General features: G+C 35.6%; 21 protein-coding genes. 17 read left to right on the forward strand and 4 right to left on the reverse strand.

The features are described from left to right. Positions 1 to 9: 9 nt before the first annotated feature. The 13 genes from D8M05_RS12485 to D8M05_RS12545 all read left to right on the forward strand — a co-directional run bounded on the left by D8M05_RS12485 (position 10) and on the right by D8M05_RS12545 (position 12,918). Entirely contained in the window at positions 10 to 1,053 is a 1,044-nt protein-coding gene (locus tag D8M05_RS12485; protein WP_121132281.1) for a type IV pilus twitching motility protein PilT, read from the forward strand. Further along, on the forward strand, positions 1,053 to 2,264 hold the full coding sequence (locus D8M05_RS12490) for a type II secretion system F family protein (RefSeq protein ID WP_121132283.1): 1,212 nt from the start codon (positions 1,053 to 1,055) through the stop codon (positions 2,262 to 2,264). The genes D8M05_RS12485 and D8M05_RS12490 overlap by 1 nt, the downstream gene beginning before the upstream one ends. A gap of 97 nt (positions 2,265 to 2,361) precedes the next feature. Further along, a complete protein-coding gene (locus D8M05_RS12495; protein ID WP_121132285.1) occupies positions 2,362 to 2,832 on the forward strand; it encodes a type II secretion system protein in 471 nt (156 codons plus the stop codon). A 203-nt stretch (positions 2,833 to 3,035) separates the two neighbouring features. Beyond that, positions 3,036 to 4,061 (forward strand): type IV pilus biogenesis protein PilM, encoded by a 1,026-nt coding sequence (gene pilM, locus D8M05_RS12500; protein WP_121132287.1) that lies wholly within the window; start codon positions 3,036 to 3,038, stop codon positions 4,059 to 4,061. Then, positions 4,051 to 4,656 carry a hypothetical protein gene (locus D8M05_RS12505; RefSeq protein WP_121132289.1) on the forward strand — a complete coding sequence of 202 codons (606 nt, stop codon included), beginning with the start codon at positions 4,051 to 4,053 and terminating at the stop codon, positions 4,654 to 4,656. The genes pilM and D8M05_RS12505 overlap by 11 nt, the downstream gene beginning before the upstream one ends. Continuing rightward, positions 4,649 to 5,353, forward strand: coding sequence for a hypothetical protein (locus D8M05_RS12510; protein ID WP_121132291.1), 705 nt, complete (start codon positions 4,649 to 4,651; stop codon positions 5,351 to 5,353). The genes D8M05_RS12505 and D8M05_RS12510 overlap by 8 nt, the downstream gene beginning before the upstream one ends. 27 nt (positions 5,354 to 5,380) lie before the next feature. Further along, a complete protein-coding gene (locus tag D8M05_RS12515) occupies positions 5,381 to 5,866 on the forward strand; it encodes a type IV pilus modification PilV family protein (RefSeq protein ID WP_121132293.1) in 486 nt (161 codons plus the stop codon). Further along, on the forward strand, positions 5,841 to 6,329 hold the full coding sequence (locus tag D8M05_RS12520; protein ID WP_183072790.1) for a PulJ/GspJ family protein: 489 nt from the start codon (positions 5,841 to 5,843) through the stop codon (positions 6,327 to 6,329). The genes D8M05_RS12515 and D8M05_RS12520 overlap by 26 nt, the downstream gene beginning before the upstream one ends. Further along, positions 6,326 to 8,263 (forward strand): hypothetical protein, encoded by a 1,938-nt coding sequence (locus D8M05_RS12525; RefSeq protein WP_183072791.1) that lies wholly within the window; start codon positions 6,326 to 6,328, stop codon positions 8,261 to 8,263. The genes D8M05_RS12520 and D8M05_RS12525 overlap by 4 nt, the downstream gene beginning before the upstream one ends. Before the next feature lie 297 nt (positions 8,264 to 8,560). Next, positions 8,561 to 10,504, forward strand: a complete 1,944-nt coding sequence (locus D8M05_RS12530) for a hypothetical protein (protein WP_121132298.1) — start codon at positions 8,561 to 8,563, stop codon at positions 10,502 to 10,504. Between the two features lie 244 nt (positions 10,505 to 10,748). Further along, on the forward strand, positions 10,749 to 10,970 hold the full coding sequence (locus tag D8M05_RS12535; protein WP_121132300.1) for a hypothetical protein: 222 nt from the start codon (positions 10,749 to 10,751) through the stop codon (positions 10,968 to 10,970). Positions 10,971 to 11,046: 76 nt separating this feature from the next. Further along, a complete protein-coding gene (locus D8M05_RS12540) occupies positions 11,047 to 12,354 on the forward strand; it encodes a DRTGG domain-containing protein (RefSeq protein WP_121132302.1) in 1,308 nt (435 codons plus the stop codon). Between the two features lie 123 nt (positions 12,355 to 12,477). Further along, entirely contained in the window at positions 12,478 to 12,918 is a 441-nt protein-coding gene (locus D8M05_RS12545) for a cell wall hydrolase (RefSeq protein WP_121132304.1), read from the forward strand. A gap of 147 nt (positions 12,919 to 13,065) precedes the next feature. Here D8M05_RS12545 and D8M05_RS12550 read toward each other — a convergent pair whose 3' ends face one another. Then, complete coding sequence (locus tag D8M05_RS12550) at positions 13,066 to 13,362, reverse strand: YtpI family protein (RefSeq protein ID WP_121132306.1); 297 nt, start codon at positions 13,360 to 13,362, stop codon at positions 13,066 to 13,068. A 101-nt stretch (positions 13,363 to 13,463) separates the two neighbouring features. On the opposite strand from D8M05_RS12550, the gene D8M05_RS12555 reads away from it, so the two are divergent. Then, complete coding sequence (locus tag D8M05_RS12555) at positions 13,464 to 14,417, forward strand: DHH family phosphoesterase (RefSeq protein WP_121132308.1); 954 nt, start codon at positions 13,464 to 13,466, stop codon at positions 14,415 to 14,417. Between the two features lie 80 nt (positions 14,418 to 14,497). Here the strand turns inward: D8M05_RS12555 and D8M05_RS12560 are convergent, their stop codons facing one another. From D8M05_RS12560 to ytrH, 3 genes are all read right to left on the reverse strand, one after another. Then, complete coding sequence (locus D8M05_RS12560) at positions 14,498 to 14,692, reverse strand: YtzJ family protein (protein WP_121132310.1); 195 nt, start codon at positions 14,690 to 14,692, stop codon at positions 14,498 to 14,500. Between the two features lie 138 nt (positions 14,693 to 14,830). Then, a complete protein-coding gene (gene ytrI / locus D8M05_RS12565; RefSeq protein ID WP_121132312.1) occupies positions 14,831 to 15,337 on the reverse strand; it encodes a sporulation membrane protein YtrI in 507 nt (168 codons plus the stop codon). Further along, positions 15,337 to 15,669: a sporulation membrane protein YtrH gene (ytrH, locus tag D8M05_RS12570; RefSeq protein ID WP_121132315.1), complete on the reverse strand. Its 333-nt coding sequence runs from the start codon at positions 15,667 to 15,669 to the stop codon at positions 15,337 to 15,339. The genes ytrI and ytrH overlap by 1 nt, the downstream gene beginning before the upstream one ends. 140 nt (positions 15,670 to 15,809) lie before the next feature. Between ytrH and dnaE the strand changes: the two genes are divergently transcribed. The 3 genes from dnaE (at position 15,810) to nrdR (ending at position 20,257) form a co-directional block, all read left to right on the forward strand. Next, entirely contained in the window at positions 15,810 to 19,157 is a 3,348-nt protein-coding gene (dnaE, locus tag D8M05_RS12575; protein ID WP_121132317.1) for a DNA polymerase III subunit alpha, read from the forward strand. A gap of 210 nt (positions 19,158 to 19,367) precedes the next feature. Then, positions 19,368 to 19,757, forward strand: coding sequence for a cytosolic protein (locus D8M05_RS12580; RefSeq protein ID WP_183072792.1), 390 nt, complete (start codon positions 19,368 to 19,370; stop codon positions 19,755 to 19,757). 32 nt (positions 19,758 to 19,789) lie between these two features. Then, positions 19,790 to 20,257 (forward strand): transcriptional regulator NrdR, encoded by a 468-nt coding sequence (gene nrdR, locus D8M05_RS12585; RefSeq protein WP_121132337.1) that lies wholly within the window; start codon positions 19,790 to 19,792, stop codon positions 20,255 to 20,257. The last annotated feature ends 45 nt before the right edge of the window (positions 20,258 to 20,302 follow it).

The raw sequence follows: 20,302 nt of genomic DNA on the forward strand, positions 1-20,302 counted from the left end.
GGGAATTAGGTGGCATATGACATCGACCAACTATTAAGAAAAGCATATACAATGGGTGCCTCTGATTTGCATCTTACTGTAAATTCTCCTCCCATTTTACGTATTAATGGAAGGCTTGTGCCTGAGGGAAATGAGGCCCTTACAAAACTAGACACAGAAGAAATGGCGGAACAATTAATCCCGAAATATGATTGGGGTCGTTTCATCGAAGTTGGAGAACATGACTTTTCCTATTACTTGGAGAAAATCTCCCGTTTCCGTGTTAATGCCTATCATCAAAAACAGCAAATCGGTATTGTAGCACGTGTTATTCCAAAGGAAATTCCGACCATTGAACAGTTAAGAATGCCAATGATTTTAGAGGATTTAGCGAAGAAGCCTCAGGGACTTATTCTTGTTACTGGTCCAACGGGGTCAGGGAAATCAACGACACTTGCTGCAATGATAAATTATATTAATCATCATGATGCAAAACATATTATTACCCTGGAAGACCCAATTGAGTATGTACACAAACATAGAAAATCAATCGTTAACCAAAGGGAAGTAGGAACAGATACGAAAAGTTTTGCAAATGGGCTTAGAGCTGCGTTAAGACAGGACCCGGATATTATTCTTGTCGGAGAAATGCGTGACCATGAAACAATTTCAACAGCGATTACAGCTGCAGAAACCGGACACCTTGTACTCGCAACCTTGCATACAAATAGTGCCGCACAAACGATTAATCGGATTATTGATGTATTTCCACCGCATCAGCAGGGACAGATTCGTATTCAGCTCGCATCTGTACTTTCAGGAATCATTTCACAACGTCTCATGCCAACAGCTGATCGAACAGGAAGAATTGCTGCAACAGAAATACTGATCAATCTTCCGTCTGTTGCAAACTTGATTCGCAATGAGAAAGTCGACCAAATCAACAATATTTTGCAAACGAGTCGTGCTTCCGGGATGCATACGCTGGAAATGTCTGTGCGAGAACTGTTGAATCGCGGAATGATAAAAGCTGATTATGCAAGAAACTTTTTAACTGGTGAAGGTGATGCTTAATGCCAGTATATAAATATACAGGTCGAACACGAAGAGGAAATATGAAAAAAGGCACAATTGAAAGTGTCTCCCGCTCACAAGCAATTGTTGAACTCAGGGAAAAAGGAATTAGGCCGCGTGAGATTGAAGAAACGAAAGCAACTATCTTTAACAGAGATATTTCTATTGGTGGGGATAAAGTTAAAAATGAGGATTTTGTCATTTACTGTAGGCAGTTCGCAACCTTAATTCGTGCAGGAATCTCGATTGTTAAAGCTACAAACATTTTAGCAGCACAAACGGAAAGTAAAGGATTAAAAAAAGTGCTGTACCTTGTAGAAAATGACGTAAAAGAAGGACATTCCTTCTCTGATGCAACAGAGAAACATCCAAAAGTATTTCCTCCACTATTTGTCAACATGGTACGAGCGGGGGAAATGTCAGGGAGCATTGATGAAACACTGGACAGGCTAGCTGGCTATTTTGAGAAACAAAATAATCTTAGGAAGAAAATCCAGTCAACAATGGCTTATCCAGTTGTTTTACTAATTGTTATAACTGCGGTTGTTATCTTTATGATGGTATCGATTGTTCCGAGTATAACATCCACCTTTGCCGATATGGGTGGAGAATTGCCAGCAATTACAGTCATGGTTATGACGATGAGTGATTTTGTTCGGGAATCATGGTGGTTAGGAATTCTTATTGTAGCGATTGTCGTTGTCGTGTTCATGTATTTATATAAAAATAATAAGCAATTTAATTACTATACACATATGGTTTTATTTAAAGTTCCAGTGTTTGGAAAATTACTACAAAAATCGGCAATTGCTAGAATGACAAGAACATTAGCATCATTATTTGCTAGTTCCGTACCAATCTTACAGTCGCTCACGATTGTGGACAAAGTCGTTGGGAATCCAGTCATTGGGAAAGTTATTTTACAATCACGGGATAGCTTGGAACAGGGGAAAGCCTTGTCAGAGCCACTGGAAAGAAGCTGGATTTTCCCACCACTCGTTTCACAAATGACTGCAATTGGTGAACAAACCGGGCAACTTGATTATATGCTTGGTAAAGTTGCTGATTTCTATGAGGAAGATGTCGATCGCTCGGTCGACACGTTAAAATCCCTAATTGAGCCACTTATGATTGTGATTTTAACTGGAGTTGTCGGATTAATAGTCATGGCGATTATGGTACCGATGTTTTCAATGTACGAGCAATTTTAATGAAAAGTGACTTTTAAGGAGGTGAGGAAAGACAAAGTTACGGTATTGCTATTATGAATTTGTTTTTCCATTATAAAAAAATTCAGGAGGCAAAAAAATGATTAAAAATTGGTTAAGAAGACTAAAAGAAGATGAGCGAGGATTAACGCTTGTTGAATTACTAGCAGTTGTTGTTGTTTTGGGTATTATTGGTGGGATTGCGTTTGTTTCGATTGGGAATGTGATTGATAATACTAAAAAAGATGCTCATGTTGCTAATGCGCAGCAACTAATTTCTGCCGCTAAATTGTATGAAGCTACTCAAGGGAATATTCCTTCAGACGGTGTAACTACAGGTGAACTTTCTGGAACACAAGCTATATTAGATACTATTGAAGGGATTACTGATCCATGGGATGGTGAAGGAGACTCAGAAGATAGTTATGTTGGAACCGTTATTAAAGACAGTGCTGGTTATAAGGTTACAATAACTGGTGGTGATTCTAGTTGTGAGGTAGTGACTGAATTAGAAAGTGATATTAATGATGGAAGAGATGCAGTATGCGGTGCAGGTACTGATGCATCTTAACCAATTCCCTGTATTATAGGGGTAATATTAATAATATTCTCGGTGCATTTAGGTTGCATCGAGAATATCTTAATTTCATATATTTTCATTGTTTAGTTAGTAAAATTTATTTGTTTTTTTCACCATTGCACCATAAATTTATGGTGCAATGGTGAAAGGAATTAACTACATAACTCCTACATACACAGGATGGTGACAACACAATGTTAGGGAAACCGAAAAGAATTATCAATATGGTAATTGAAGATTACGTAATTCGCGTCATTGAAAATGCAGGCCAAGTAATTTCTGCAATTCGTTTATTAAAAGAGAAAGCACTTCCACTTGGCTTAATTGAAAACGGTAAAATTACCGACGAAATTGGCTTTTTTGAGTTTTTGCGAGATTTGGTGAAGGAATTGGGAATTAAAAATCGATATGTACGATTTTACGTACCGAATTCACTGGTTATTATGCGTGAAGTTGAATTTCCAGCAAATCTGAAAGAGAAAGATATAAAAGAACATTTTCAATATGAAATAGGTAAAAGTATTCATCTGCCATTCAAGGAACCTGTATTTGATGTGCATTATCTATCAACAGCTGCTGAAATTTCTGATGAGAATAATTTCGAAAAACAAAGTGAAGTAAGAACTGGTACCCTTTTTGCAGCACCTGAGGAAGATATGGTGAAATATACTGATGTATTAGTGGATGCTGGCTTAAAGCCAATTGTTGCCGATGTTGAAGCATTGGGAATCTATCGCTTTATCGATTTTCTATATGAATTGAGTCCAGAAAAGGTCTATATGGTCGTACAGCTAAACGTAACAGCACTAAACTTAAGTATATTTTATGACGAACAATTGGAATTCATGCGTTATCAAAAACTTGATGTTGAGCTTAAGGGATGGCATGTTGACAATGAAATAGAGGAAATTAATTGGGAATATGTTGAAGATGAAACACAGCAAATGGGGATTGTAGAGGATCAGTTGCTGGAGCTTGAGCGAATTATGAACTTTTACCGATTTTCCATTAAAAAGGGTGATCAAATGGTAAATGAAATCCTTATATTAGGCGATCATCCACTAGTAAAACAATTTTATGAAAAAGTTAATCAGCAACTTGATATTCCTGTAAAACTGTTAAGAGGTTATACAACCAAAGAAAAAGATAAAGAAGTTAGAAGTGAGTTTATTCCTGCATTAGGCTTGGCACTAAAAGGAGGAGCAAAAGATGCTTCCTGATATTAATCTACTACCGAAATACGAAAGGGAAAGTTCATTATTATACATATTATTTATCATCGGCACCTTTATTTGTTTAAGCTTGTTTGCTGTAGTCGTCTATTTTTATTTTACAACGAAAGGTACGTTGGAGGATACAGAAACCCAGGTAGAACAATTAAATCAAGAAAAGACACTTTTAGAAGTACGTTTAAATACAGAAACGACAGTGGAAGAAACAGCTACACTAGAAGATGCCGTTACATATGCAGAACATCATATTGTACCAACATCCCACTTTATTGATGAACTATTATTGTTACTACCTACGAATGGGTATTTAAGCAATTATACCTTTAATTATCAATCCGTAAATGTCGAAACGCAATTTGAACAGATGGGTGATGCTGCTTTATATGTTGCAGAGCTTAATGAATCTGAATATGTTCGAGATGTACAAGTGAATCAAATAAGCACCTTCGAATTATCGTATGGGCAACCAGCAGAAGAAGTAGATATAGAAGAAATGTATGACATTATCCCACGATACAATGTGAGCTATTCGATCATCGTGGATCAAGCATATTTAATAGAGGGGGCTGAAACTGTTGAATAATCTTTTTCAAGAGAATAAAAAAGCCTTCTTTCTATTATTAGGGTTGTTAGTTGTACTATTACTAGTTGTATATTTTTTGTTTTTTCAACCAGTAACAAAAGACTTAAAAGCAAATGAGAATGAACGAATGCAGTTAGAAAACGAAGTGAAAATTCTTGAGATACAAATTGATAACAATGAGAATCCTGATGTTGGAGAAGAAAGTATAGAAAATATCAAGCTTGCGAAAAAGATGCCACTTGATCCAGAGCTTGAAAATCTTATTTTAACACTTGAAGAAATTGAGATAATCAGTGATAGTCGGTTTGATAACATTAGCTTTTCTTATGATGGATCTGTTCCCCAGCGTACGATAGAAGAGGAAGAAACAACAGACACAGAGGAAACAGCTGAACAAAATAATGTAGAAGAACTTGAAGTGGATATTGAAACAACGGAAGAAGCACCAGAATCTGTTATCGATATGGAAGCAAAACCTGAAGATTTACATGTGATTACCTTAAACATGAGTGTTACATCACCAGATTATGAACATTTCCAAACCTTCATCCAAGAAGTTGAAAAACAAGAACGAATGATGATGGTAAGTAGTTTGGACTTTCAAAAACCTGCTGAGAGTGAACTATTATTTACCGAAGAACCTGATGAGTCGATTTATTCGGATGTAAGCATTACGACATTTTATTACGAGGAATAACAAAATATATAAGGGGGAGTAACCGAGATGAGAAGAAATAATGCATGGTTTAATAATGAACAAGGCTTTACACTCGTTGAAGTACTTGCATCATTAACAATCATTTCGGTTATTCTTGTTGGTTCTTACAACTTAATTATTTTCACGAATCAAGCAGCAGTTTCTAATAATGACCGGCTTGTGGCAATTAATTTGGGGAAGGCGACGTTGGAGAGGGTAAAGATTCAGCCAACGGATTATTTTGCATTACCTACTGACGTTATAGATGACACAGAAACCTTTTCTAATGCTACTGGTGAATGTGATCAAAGTGATGCGGAAGATTCAGAGAATCCCTTTTGTGTGAAAGTTAATGACAAAATATATAGTGTAACAGTCGAAGTAAGTCAGACTGGTGAGGAATTTAACTATAATTTAATTGATGTTACAGTAATCGTTGTTTTAGAGGATGAAAACATTACACACCAACTTGAAGGGTATGTTAGCTATGATTCGAATCAGCTGGAAGAATGAACATGGTGTAACGTTAGTAGAATTATTAGCAGCTGTTACAATCGCATCAATCATTGGAATAGTTGTATATTCCCTACTAAATGCTGGATTAAATACATATGAACGGGTAAAAGTAGAAGCAGAACTACGTGATGAAGCTGATTATATTATGGCATCGATGATAAATGAACTTTATACTTTAAAAATAAGTGAAGTCAATAGAGAGGATTCAACTAACAAATACATAATGTTGAATAATGGTGCACAAATTGGATTTGATGATCAGAATGTAATTATTGGGGATAGGGAAATTTCACTAAATAATAGTAAAATCAGTATTTCAGAAGAAACTAAGATACTACCATCTGAAGAGTTCGGTCTTGAATACTATGAAATTACACTCGTTCTGGAACATGAAATTTCTGAAAAACTCGAAACGGAAAGTGGTATAAGATTAATAAATGATATTGGGAGTGAGGAATGATGAAAAGTCTATTTAATAATGAAAAAGGCTACACATTATTCCTTGCGGTGTTAATTGGGTTGCTTTTTATGATTATGGCTACATCATTAGTGACGATGACGATGAATGGGATTGCGAAGAATGATAGTCGTGAGGATGATATTCAGGCTGTTGATTACTCTGAGAAGGGGATAAAGTATTTTACAAACATTTTAAATGAGGAAATTCAGAATTCAGTAATTGGCAATGGAATCTCAGGTAAAGAGTTTCCTAGAGAACTGAAAGAAGAGTTAGATGAATTTGAAAAAAGGTATTCATGTGATTCCAATAATTTTTTTCCAAATAACGTGTCTGACGTACCTAAAGGTGATAAAGGAAAATATAAAGTATGTATTGAAAGTGTTGATTCTAACCCTGCCGATAATAATGAATTAGGTAGAAATGTTTTGATTACAAGTATCGGGATTGTGGATGGAAAACAAAAAGAAATTCAATCTGAAGTTGAATTTGGAGCACAAGCAGTTCCAGAAGTGTTGAATTATGCAGTAGCAGCAAATAGATGTATAGAGGAAGCTGAATGTTCATCAATTAGTGGAGGTAATCTGGCTTTATTAGGTGGTGTAGATATAGAAGGGGATGTAAAAGTAGACGGCGACCTTATTACATTTAATCAGGCTGATGCATTTGAAGGTGGTAATAACTGGGTTGATTCGATTCTACCTAGTATATTACCATACAATAACTCTGGAGAAGAAAAAGCAAAGCTTGTACTTGATCCTAATAGTAATATCTATTCTTACAATCGTTTAAATGATTATAGAAACAAAATTGTAAACGATACAACGTTAATTAATGAAGATGAAATAAGTGATGCCTTTACTTATTCTCCTGAATTAATCTCACGAAGTCCTATTTTTGATCCAATAGATATTGAAGGAAAGATAGATGAACAAGAATATAACAGAAATAGCGCAAATGAGACTTTGAATAATTCAGTTATAGAGGGTGAAAGTAGTAAATTAAAAGTTTTCGCAAATAATGATACTTGTGTTTATCGTCCTTTCTTTTGGAATAAATGCGAGTATGAAGCTATAACATTTAAAGGAAAAAATCAATTTAATCAATTCTCTACATATTCTAATCTTATAATTGGTAGTGATTTCATGAGTTCGTTTGAATGGTTTCTTTATTGGATTTTGGGAATTGGGGATCGGAAAAATGAAATTCAAACAACAATTGAAAATGGAATGTATGTTGGTAGTGATTTAATTATTGGTAACCCAAATATTACTTCATTCGACTATGACATATTTGAACTAAATGATCCTGAAAACTATGACAATATCAAATTAACTGGACCTATCTATGTTAAAGGAGATTTAAAAATTATTGGCGCTAAATTGAATGTAGATGCTGTTATATATGTAGAGGGAAATGTTGATATTCAATTTTCAGAGATTAATGGTTTAAAGTTAGAAAACAATAAGGAAGGTTCACTAATCGTTTTTTCAGATGGAATAATAAATTTCGTGGACAATAGCGTATATGAGGATGAACCGAATACCATAAGGGGATTTTTCCACTCTAATAACTCTATAAATATGTACGGAGTAGCTTCTAATATTAAAATTGATGGAGGTATTTCTGCTGGAAATATTTATTTGAATGCAATAAAAGGTAGAGCAAAAGAAAACTATTTTAATACCGCGCAAAAGGTTGAAAGTAAAAGTTTGTTGCAAAGACTATTTCCTTTCTTATCTCCTATTAAATTTTTCTCTGATTATGACTATTACGAAAGTTCATTTGGTCAAAATCAGATTGATAGGAAATCTCGCTTAAACATAAGATATAATCATGATCTTGTTGAAACATATACAAGGTTAATTCAATCTGATACTGTGATTTATGAGGTTGATCCAGTAAGATTAACTGATCGCCCTACTAATAATGAATAGAAAGTAAGGAGCAATGTAGAAAAGAAGCATTTAGATAAATACAAGCTAGTTTCTATACCGAGCAGTGCCTGGTATAGTTCGAATAAAAATCTTAAAAAACCAAAATTAATAGACCGTCCAACTGAGTGAAATAAAAGATTAAACTATCAATTTAAAAAAAGATTAACAGAAAACAAGAATCTATCTTTTCTGCTAATCCTTTTTTATTGGAATCCTTTCTTGAAACATACATTTTAATCGCCTTTTATGGAATGACTAATAAAGGAGCAATTATTTATCTTTTAAGGAATGGATTACATGCTAAAGAACTTAGCTAAAAACGAGAAGGGATATACTTTATTTCTTTCAGTACTTATTAGTGTTTTATTTATGGTCATAGCAACGTCACTTCTTACGATTACAATGAATGGCATTACGAGAAACGATTTTCGTGCGGATGATATACAAGCAACGGAATTATCGGAAAAAGGATTCGTTTATGCAACAAATAGGATTCAATCAGAAATTCAGAAATTACTAGGAAATGAAGGACTCACCACTAATGAATTTGAGACGGATATAATAGGCGAGAATGGACTATTAAGTCAATATGAAGAAAGGTATGCATGTCATAGAAATAAGTATTTACAAATACCTAACCAAGAGGAATTTCAAGTATGTATTGAGGATATAAGTAAAACGGAAGGGGAATTAGGTGCTTCCATCACATTTAAAAGTATAGGAAAGACTACCGAGAGAGTGAATGAAAGCTATTCTACGTATGCATTTACTGCAAATGCCGTTCCAGATGCATTGAATTATGCAATTGCAACAAATAAGAAATGCCAGGGTAGAGAATGCGACATGAATGGAGAAGGGAATCTTTTTCTGCATGGTGGTGTACAAATTGAAGGGGATATGAAGGTGGATGGAAACATCATAACGACGGATCGTGGTTATTTTGATTATCCACGTTGGTCAGAAGATAATGAGTCGGTATTTAGTGATTTATTAAGAGATATCTTTGGAAATCTAGGTTGGTTAGGGGAAATCTTATCGTGGTTACTAAGTTTATTTATGAATGACGAGGCGTTTATCGATGAGTGGATACCTACTGTAAAACCAATGATCCTTCCAGCACCAGACAGTGGCTCAAATACCTCGAGATTGGTATTAAATGAAAATGGAAAAATTTATACCTTTAATCATGAGCCAACATATGAAAATCATATTAATAGCGGAAATTTTTCATCTGCTCAATATAAACAGATAGATAATAACAATTTAAGTGAAGCTTTTATCGGTAATCAAGAAATGATGTATCGGTCCACAAAGCAGGAAAATATAGATATTGCAGGTAAGATAACACAATCAAAGTATCGTATAAATGATGCAGGAGTAAATGCGATAAATTCGGGTTCAAACCGTACCTTCCAAAACATCCAAATGGCTGGTAGAAAAACATTTGGATACTTTAACAAAAAAGTATCCGATTATGGATGTGGTTTTTTATGGTTTCAACCATGTTATGAGAATGTGACGGAAGGTAATTTTAATATGGTCGGCAATAACAGGTTTGGCGAATTTGCAACGGATGGAAATTTAAACATAAATAACTCAGACGTCACTATTGAAACTGGAATGTATGTAGGCGGGGATTTAACCCTTGGTAATATGGAGAGTTCAAATGACCCTGAAGACTATGATTCGATTGAAATTGATGGACCAATCTATGTAGAAGGAGATCTTGTGATTACCGGTGTTGAAGCCGATTTCAATGCGCTAATCTTTGTAGGCGGTGACGTGGAAGTTTACAATTCGATAATTAATGGCAAGGAATTTTCAGATGGAACTATAGGAACTTTAATTATTTTTGCTAATGGGGAAATTAATATACTTTATAACAGTGTTTTTGAGAATGAGCCGAGTACAATTCGTGGATATTTTTATTCGGATAGCGTTTTTGAAATGGAGGGCATATGGTCAAACATGAAAATTGAAGGGGGAATATCAGCTAGGCGAATTGTCTTAAATGGAATTCGTGGTCGAGTTACACAAGATTTGGAGTTTGGTTTATTTAGAAGAGAATTGGATATTAACTATCATGGTGAGAAAAATATTGGAAGTAACTCACGACTCCAAGTCATATATAATCCAGATATCATTGGAACATACTCTGATTTAGAACAGTCGGAAACGAGGATCACTCATATTAATCCGCCGAAACTTATAGAGCGATCTGAAACACATAAAAATAATTAAGACTAGTACATGGTATGTTGAAGATGTGATAACCTGTAGAATTAATTGCTGAAGTTACAGACCTTGATATAGAGAAGATAGTGAAGATAAAACTGACTTTATAATTAATAATAGTGCCACAATGTAATGAACGAGCACATTGTGGCATTTTTTACTTTAAGTTGGACAAATTCTCCCCAAAGTATCACTTCTGAAATCCACCACTCCCACATAAACTAATACAAAAAGAAGGGAGGCACCACCCATGCGCCACTACACCATCCTACGCTTACTACTAGCAGCTTTTTTCCTATACATCGCCTGGCCGATGATTCCTAATGCATCATCAAATTTGGAGCTAATGTTTTGGGGTTCTTGGTTATTGTTTTTCTTACTAGTTGTTGGGTCAAATTTTGCAACACTTTTGCAAATTTCACGACCGCCAGTTATGGAACAGGAAGAGTTAAGAACGAGACAATACGATTAACATTGAGTTTATTCACTTTCAACTGTATAATATTTAATAAATATAGGTATAGTACAGTTGAAAGCTGGTGGAGTTAATGGCAACAAAGCACGAACAGATTATCCAACATATTATTTCACTTGATGTAGGCCATAAAATTTCGGTGCGTCAAATTGCGAAAGAACTAAATGTTAGTGACGGCACTGCATATAGAGCGATTAAAGAGGCGGAAAATCAAGGGTTAGTAAGTACAATAGAACGTGTGGGTACGATTCGTATTGAAAAAAAGAAAAAAGAAAACTTCGAACGGCTGACATTTGCTGAAGTTGTCAATATTATTGATGGACAAGTCTTAGGTGGACGAGACGGTTTATATAAAACATTGAGTAAATTTGTCATTGGAGCGATGCAGCTTGATGCGATGATGCGCTACACTGAAGCGGGTTCCCTGCTTATTGTGGGTAATCGAACAGAGGCACATGAGTTGGCATTAAAAGAAGGTGCTGCTGTATTGATTACAGGTGGCTTTGATACAAAAGATCATATTAAAGAGCTTGCAGATGAAAAGGAACTACCAATTATATCGACAAGCTATGATACATTTACAGTAGCAGCAATGATTAATCGAGCAATCTATGATCAATTAATTAAAAAAGAGATTGTTTTTGTTGGTGATATTGCGACGCCAATTGAAAATACAGCATATCTCAAATCAAAGGAGCCAATTGGCACATGGTATGAATTAAATAAGCATTCATCTCACACAAGATTCCCTGTAGTAGATGAGAAAATGCGGGTTATTGGTATGGTCTCATCGAAAGATATTGTTGGAAAAGATAGTGAGTTACTCATTGATAAGGTAATGAGTAAAAAGCCACAAGTTGTCCAATCGAAAACATCGCTTGCATCGGTCTCCCATACGATGGTTTGGCAAGGGATTGAACTGGTTCCTGTTGTAGATGAGTCGCATCGTCTACAGGGTGTTGTTTCAAGACAAGATGTTCTGAAAGCTCTACAACAAATTCAACGTCAACCTCAGGTCGGAGAAACAATTGATGATATCGTTTCTAGCAACATAGAAACATCGAATGAAGGTGAGTTAGTTTTTCAAACGGAAGTTATTCCACAAATGACGAATCAATTAGGTACGTTATCCAATGGGGTATTTACGGCACTCATAACAGAAGCAAGTTCTAGATTAATGCAACAAAAGAAAAAAGCAGATATAACGATTGAAAACTTGACGGTATATTTCAATAAACCTGTTCAGATTGAAAGTAAACTTATCATAAAACCAAAGTTACTAGATGCTGGGCGCCTTTATGCAAAAATTGATGTAGAAATATACCATGATAAAGTGATTGTTGGTAAAGGATTGATCATGGCACAATTGATTCACAGATAAGAAAGCTGAATAACGCGTTTAGTGGGTTTGCAGTTCAATTAGCATCGTAATTGGACTGCTATTTTTTTATTGAACGACATGAAACGGGGCTTTCCTTCATACTATATGTTGGGGGTGTATAAAATGGCAAGAGTAGCTTACAACAGTGCAGACGTTGACCTAATGGCAAGGTTGATGAGAGCGGAAGCGGAAGGTGAAGGAGTACAAGGGATGCTGTACGTTGGAAATGTAATTGTTAACCGAGCTGTAGCAGATTGCTCCGATTTTACAGAAGTGCGAACAATAAATGATGTTATTTATCAAATACAAGGGGGAAATTACTCATTTGAAGCTGTTCAAAAAGGGAATGTTTTTTATCAAAGATCAAGAGAATCGGAGAGAAGATTAGCAAGACAGAACTTGGACTTTTGGAGAGAACACCCAGCAAAATTTGCTCTTTGGTATTTTAATCCATATGCTCCGTGTCCTCCAACATGGTATGGGCAACCTTTTAGTGGTCAATTTAAATTACATTGTTTCTATGAACCTGCAGCTGGAACGTGTGAGAGTGTTTATAGTGGATAAACTTAGTAGAAATCAGAATAATTGTAATAGATAAAATAAACATTCACCATGAATACGCAATGAAAAAAGGGTGGGAATCGTATTGTGATTTCCACCCTTAAATACATCTATACGTATTTTCTCCCTTAATACAGCTAGCTTTTTTATTTACCCGTTTGGATGTAGTCTTCTCCATTCTTTGCGATAATGTTTTACTTCTTTGAATCCATCGTATGCTTGATATCCGCCAAGCAATAAGAAAATAATACCGATGAAAAGTGAGATAGTTGTTAAATAAAACAAATATTGGTTAATTCCAAAAAGAAGGACGAAGCTTCCAAGACATATACGTGATCTTGCATTGAAATAGTGTTGTGTTAATCCGTCTTTACTCTTCAGGATAGCAACTTTATAATATACATATAAAATAATGGAGATAACAATTAATATTGGAAATATGACCATGTAATCGCTCCTAATTATGTAGTGTCACTTTAATTGTATCTTTTTTTTGATATTATTGCTAGAAATAATTACTAGACTATCATTGTAGAGGAGAATTGCAGTTGCCTACGAATGAAATTATTCAATTAATTAAAGAATACGAAACCATTATCATCCACCGTCATGTAAGACCAGATCCGGATGCATTGGGGTCACAGGGTGGACTGAAGGAGATGATAAAGGCATCATTCCCGAACAAGAATGTTTATGCAGTTGGCGAAGAAGACCCTGGCTTAACTTTCCTCACTTCCATGGATCAGATTGATGATAAGGTCTATAACAATGCACTTGTTATCGTCTGTGATACAGCGAATGCACCCAGAATTGATGATGGGCGCTATCATCTTGGGGAGAAGTTGGTAAAAATTGATCATCATCCAGTTGTTGATACATACGGTGATTTGCGTTGGGAGGATCCATCTGCAAGTTCTGTGAGTGAGATGATTTTTGAATTATATTTAAATGGGAAAGATGAAGGCTTAACAATGAATGAAGAAGTAGCTCGTTTGCTTTATGCAGGAATTATTGGTGATACTGGCAGATTTCTTTATCCAAGTACAACGAAGAAAACATTTGAGTATGCTTCAGAGATTGTTACATATAATTTTGACCGATCTGCTTTACATACAGCGATGTATCGTGAAAAAGACAATATTGCAAGGTTGAAGGGTTATATTCTAAAGGAATTTAAACTTTTCTCAACTGGAGTTTGTATTATTAAAATTACGAAAGAGATTTTAGCTAAGTATGGTATCACGTCAAAGGAGTCAAGTCAATTAGTTAATGTGATTAGCGACATCGAGGGGATAAAGGCATGGGCTTTCTTTATTGAAGAAGAAGATCAGATTCGAGTAAGAATTCGTTCAAAAGGACCTGCCATAAACAAAGTTGCGGAAAAACATAATGGTGGAGGGCACCCACTTGCTTCGGGTGCAACAATTTATGCTTGGAAGGAAGTAGAACAAGTTACAGCGGATTTGGAAGAAGCGTGTAGGTTGTACGATGGACAAGACTGAAGCAGTTTAGAACAATTGCAAGAACCAGTAAGAAGCCATGCCAAAAAAAGAGATGATTCCAAAATAGGAAGTCATCTCTTTTAGCTCGTTTTTCTGTTGTCGGCTGGGATGAACCAGCATCCTGTATCTGTATGATCAAAAAAAACTTGTAAATGTTGTCTCTCTATATCTCGTTTAATTAAGCGAATGAGCTCTGGTGATTCTGCATAAGCGTTACGTCCTAGTTTAAGATTTGCTATCTTCTCATCACGTAAGCGAATTGTATTGATAATCATACCCCTCACTCCTTTTTTATTTTAAATAAATTCTTTCTTAGATTATTATATACCAACATTTGGCACGGCTCTACACATTATAAGTATCTTTCATTAAATGTTCACAGAATATTTTATAAAAGTAATTCCTCTAAACGATTAATTTGTTAATTTCGCATCTAATGTAAGCTCTAATGTACTTGATATTAGTTTCAGTTTTCGAATATCAAAGTAATACGTGAAATCTTCAATCGTAAACCCTTTATTTTCGATGGCTCGTTCTAATAGGAAGTCACTTTTGGCGATAATACTAATATCTTCACCAATTAAATGATTTATTTCTTCTTTTATCATTTCTTGCAGTTCGTGCATGATCAAGCGGTCTAATTTCAACTTCTCGCCGTTAACAATTTCTACTTCAATGGATTCAACGGTGGGCTCTTTATTCGTTTCTTCATTTAAATTTTCATTGTCTGCTAAGAGGGCCTCGTTTTGGGTATTCAAATCATTATTTTCAGATTGTAATTCTAAGTTTTCCTCCATGAGCGCTTCGTACATAGACCCATACATATAAATAAGTACAAAATAAGAAATAATTGCACCAAAAGCTGCACCAACAATAAATAACTGCCAGGATGGTTTTTTATGATAGGGAGGGATATGCATTAAGAAATATCCTCCTGTATAAACCAATCTATTAGTAACATCGCAGTTTTTACGCCACCCATTGCTGATAATATAAGTAATGCTTGTTTTACGATGTCCAACGTCGTTCCATCAGATAGACCTCTTTGAATATTTTCAATTGCATCAAAGGTACCACCAATTGCAGCGACAATTGCCCAAATTTGCAGGCTTCTTGCAATGCGAGCAATGGATGTGAGTGGTGCATCACCAACTAGAAAGGCCCCAATACTCCCAATAAAGGATCCACCAACAATAACCCCAAACGCGATAAAGAAACATTGGATAAATGACTCAAAAAAACGTTCTTCCATTATATGCCTCCTCCTTAAGGAAGGTTCTTTACATTTTATGAAGGAGACGGACAAGTTATGATTAGATAACATACATAACCGTATGCATGTTCTGTATTAATTGTTATAATAGGTATAGAAGAATGAAGGCGGGATGAAATATGGGTTATACACACTTAATGGTTCGAAGCGGCTATAGCCTGATGGACAGTACCATCACAATTGAAAAGTTAGTAGGTAAGGCAAAGGAACTTGGGTACGGTGCCCTTGCACTGACGGATGAACATGTTCTCTATGGTGCTGTGCCTTTTTATAAAGCCTGTATCAAGCATGGAATCAAGCCAATCATTGGAATGATTGTTCAAGTTGAAATAGATGAAGTGTTGAATGAGGTAATTTTGTTAGCAAAAACCAACAAAGGTTATCAAAACCTAGTTAGGCTCACGACAGCGATTCAAATGGATCAGCAAGACAAAATAAATCTTGAAACGTTACATTATTATGCTAGTGATCTCATTTGTATCTTACCTGCAACAAATGAAACTTTAGCGGCGTTATTAATTAATTCCCAGCATGATGAGGTATTGTCTTATATTCATGAATGGAAGCAAGGCTTTGAGACTGATGCCTTTTATATTGGTATTCAGGATGACCATGGACAAGAAAGCGTAAGTGAGGCACTAAAAGCTTTTCATGAAACATATCAAATGCCTGTTGTCGCAATTTGTGATGTTCATTATTTAGATGAAAGGGATGATATCGCATATGATCTTCTAAAAGCAATGCATAAGGGTGAGCAGTGGGGAATGAAGCTGTCAAGTCCCGACGTTAGAAATAAACATTTGCGTTCACCATTTGAAATGGAACAGAGCTTTCGGGCGTTTTGGCCGGAAGTACTCGAGGAAACGGAAGTCATTAAAGCGATGTGTAATGTAACCTTCGACTTCACGAAACGCTTATTACCTTCTTTCCCAGTGCCAGATGGAATGGATGCTAATACCTACTTAGAGAAGCAATGTAAAGAAAATATCAATCAAAAGTACGACAATCTTACACCGACGATATTAGAACGGCTAGAATATGAGCTTCGGGTCATTTCTGCCATGGGGTTTAGTGATTACTTCTTAATCGTTGCAGATTTTATTCGATATGCGAAAGAGCAAAATATATTAGTCGGACCAGGTAGGGGTTCGTCAGCTGGGTCACTCGTAGCTTATGTGCTCGGAATAACCGATGTGGATCCGATCAAATATCATTTACTATTCGAACGTTTCTTAAATCCCGAGCGCAGGACGATGCCAGATATTGATGTTGACTTTTCGGATATAAGAAGAGATGAAGTAATTGACTATGTGAGAGAGAAGTACGGAGATAATCATGTAGCACAGATTATTACCTTTGGTACATTTGCTGCCCGTTCACTTATACGGGAACTAATAAAGACAATGGATGTGGATCAGCAGGATGCATTTTTTATTTTAAAGCAAATCCCATTACAATCTAAGAAAAGCCTCGCAGATATATTACAAGATTCAAAGGATTTAAGTGAATACGTCAAGCAGTCACAAAAACTGAAAGTGTTATTTGCGATTGCTATCAAGCTAGAGGGTATCCCGAGGCATATCTCTACACATGCAGCAGGTGTTGTTATTAGTGAGAAGCCGTTAATCGAACATGTTCCGCTTACACGCGGCGTGAATGATACGCATTTAACGCAATTTACAATGAATGACTTGGAATCATTGGGATTGTTGAAAATGGATTTTCTTGGGCTACGGAATTTGTCCTTATTAGAAAAGATAATCCGTTCGATTAATTATACGACGAAGAAGCAGGTAAGTCTTGATACGATTCCAGAGGAAGATGAGAAAACGTATGACATGTTAAGGAACGGTCTAACAAATGGTGTATTCCAGTTAGAATCCCAAGGGATGAAAAACGTACTCACTCAGTTGAAACCAACAGCATTTGAAGACATTGTTGCCGTAAACGCACTATACAGGCCAGGTCCAATGGATTTCATTCCTACCTATATAGCTAGGAAACATAAACAAGAGAAGGTTACGTATTTGCATCCAGATATTAAAGCTATTTTAGAAGATACGTATGGGGTGCTAGTCTATCAGGAACAGATCATGCAAATTGCTCATCGAATTGCAGGATTTACTTTCGGTCAAGCTGATATCTTAAGGCGTGCAGTGAGTAAGAAAAAACAAGATATCATGGAAGCTCAACAGGAAGCATTTATAGATGGGTGTATTGCTAGTGGGTATACGAAGGCTGTAGCGGAAGAGATTTTTAGTTGGATTGTGAAATTTTCTAATTACGGATTTCCGCGTAGTCATGCAGTTGCCTACAGTAAAATTTCGTATCAACTCAGTTTTTTAAAAGCGCATTTTCCTGCAAACTTTTTCGCAGAATTACTTAGTTCTTCACGAAACCAACAGGAGAAGTTAAATCTATATTTAAAAGAAATCAAAGAAACGAATATCGCCTTATTAGCTCCTTCTATTAATAAAAGTTTTGGGAATTATTCGGTGGAAAATAACCAGATTCGCATGGGGCTAAGGCAAATTAAGGGTATGGGAAATCAAGCAATTACTGAAATTATTCATGCTAGAAAGGATCGACGCTTTAAAAATTTATTTGATTTTTGCATGCGTGTTGATAGAAAACTTGTGGGTAGAAATACGATTGAAAACCTGGTCATGGTAGGGGCGTTCGATGAAACATATACGAATAGAGCAAGCCTACTCGCTTCTATAGATCAGGCGATCGACCAGGCTGAACTATTTAAAGAGTTTAATGACCAATCTAGTCTTTTTACAGATCAGATTGAACTAGAGGCAGAATATGTTAAGATTGAAGATTTTACTGTAATGAAGAAACTAGCAGATGAAAAGGAACTACTTGGTATGTACGTTTCTAGCCATCCACTAAAAGAACATCGCCAGGCTTTGCGTAATAATGGATATATTACGATACAGCATGCTCGTAGACAGGTTGGTAAGCGGAATGTAAAAAGTGTAGTTGTTATCGAGTCGGTGAAGGTTATACGGACAAAACGTGGTGATTCGATGGCATTTCTAACAATTAGTGATGAAACAAGTGATATGGATGCTGTTATTTTCCCTGATTTATATCGGAAGACGAATCGGTTCATGAAAGAAGAACAAATCATTACAATTACTGGTAAAGTGGAATTAAGAAATGATCGCCTCCAATGGGTTTTAGATGAAATAGAACCCTTTGAAGAAGGGAAACTAGAGCCTATATCGAATCAGCGTCTGTTTATAAAGGTTACACGTGACAAGACGAGCGGAGCAATCGAGAACATTAAACAAATAGCTGATTCGTACCCAGGTAGTACAGTGATTTTCGTTCATCAAGAAAGTTCGAAACAAACCTACCTTCTAGCAAACGAATACTCTATTTATCCAAGTAACGAATGTATAAAATTATTAAGAAACTTTTTTGGGAAAGATAATGTGATTTTGCAGAAAAAGTAATGCTTTTGTGAGGGTTCTTTCGCTGTGCTTATGATATTTTACGTCACAGCTTCATCTTGGTACAATCAACAACCCATAGAATATAGCTTAATATAAAATGTATTTGCTCCGTTAAACAGCCAATCGTTCTTTTGTTGTTATCCACATATAGAGGATTTTATCGAAACATGTTACAATATAACTTATTAAATAGTCTCCGGGGTGTAAAAGATGTCTATAAAAAATTTGGTATTAAAGTATTTAAATAATCATGCAGAAACAAGTGAAAACCATAGAGACGATACATTGCAAACGAAATATTATAAAACATCAAAGGATAAAGCGCTCTTGGCATTAGAAAATTACTTTAAAAATAATACTGACTTTGAGATTACTTCTATTTCTAATGAAAGAGGAGAAATGAGCGTCATTACAAAGCGTGGTAAAAAGGCATTTATTGTTATTACAGTGATTATGGTTAGACCATTTCAAACAGCAATTGATTTTTCAGTAACTGCAGAATCAGCATTTCCATTTGATTTTGGGTTTAGCACAAAATTGATTCAAAAACTGTATAATCAAATGTCTAAGGAATTACCATTAATTTCAAATAATCACTAATTTGGTGTAATCGATGAATGGGGTTGAATGAAATGAGATGTCCCAATTGCCAAGATAAAAATACAAAGGTTTTTGATTCCCGTCCAACAGATGAAGGAAGGTCTATTCGTAGGCGGAGGGAATGTGAAGAGTGTGGATTCCGCTTCACAACGTTTGAACGAATAGAACAACCACCATTAATTGTTGTGAAAAAAGATGGAACAAGACAAGAATTCTCTAGGGAAAAATTGGTAAGAGGATTAATTAGAGCATGTGAAAAAAGGCCAGTACCACTTGAAAAAATTGAATCGATTGCATTAGATATAGAACGAGACTTAAGAAATTCAGGGTTTTCGGAAGTGGATAGTAAAGATGTCGGTGAGAAAGTTATGGATTTATTAGCGGATGTAGATGAAGTTGCATATGTGCGCTTTGCTTCTGTTTATCGACAGTTTAAGGATATTAGTGTGTTTCTAGATGAATTGAAAGATCTCATTAAAACAGATAATAGTAAACTTTAAACAATACGGAATCCCACTGTATCGTTATTTTGCATTACATGGAAT

Source organism: Oceanobacillus bengalensis (assembly GCF_003628445.1).
Classification (GTDB): domain Bacteria; phylum Bacillota; class Bacilli; order Bacillales; family Amphibacillaceae; genus Oceanobacillus; species Oceanobacillus bengalensis.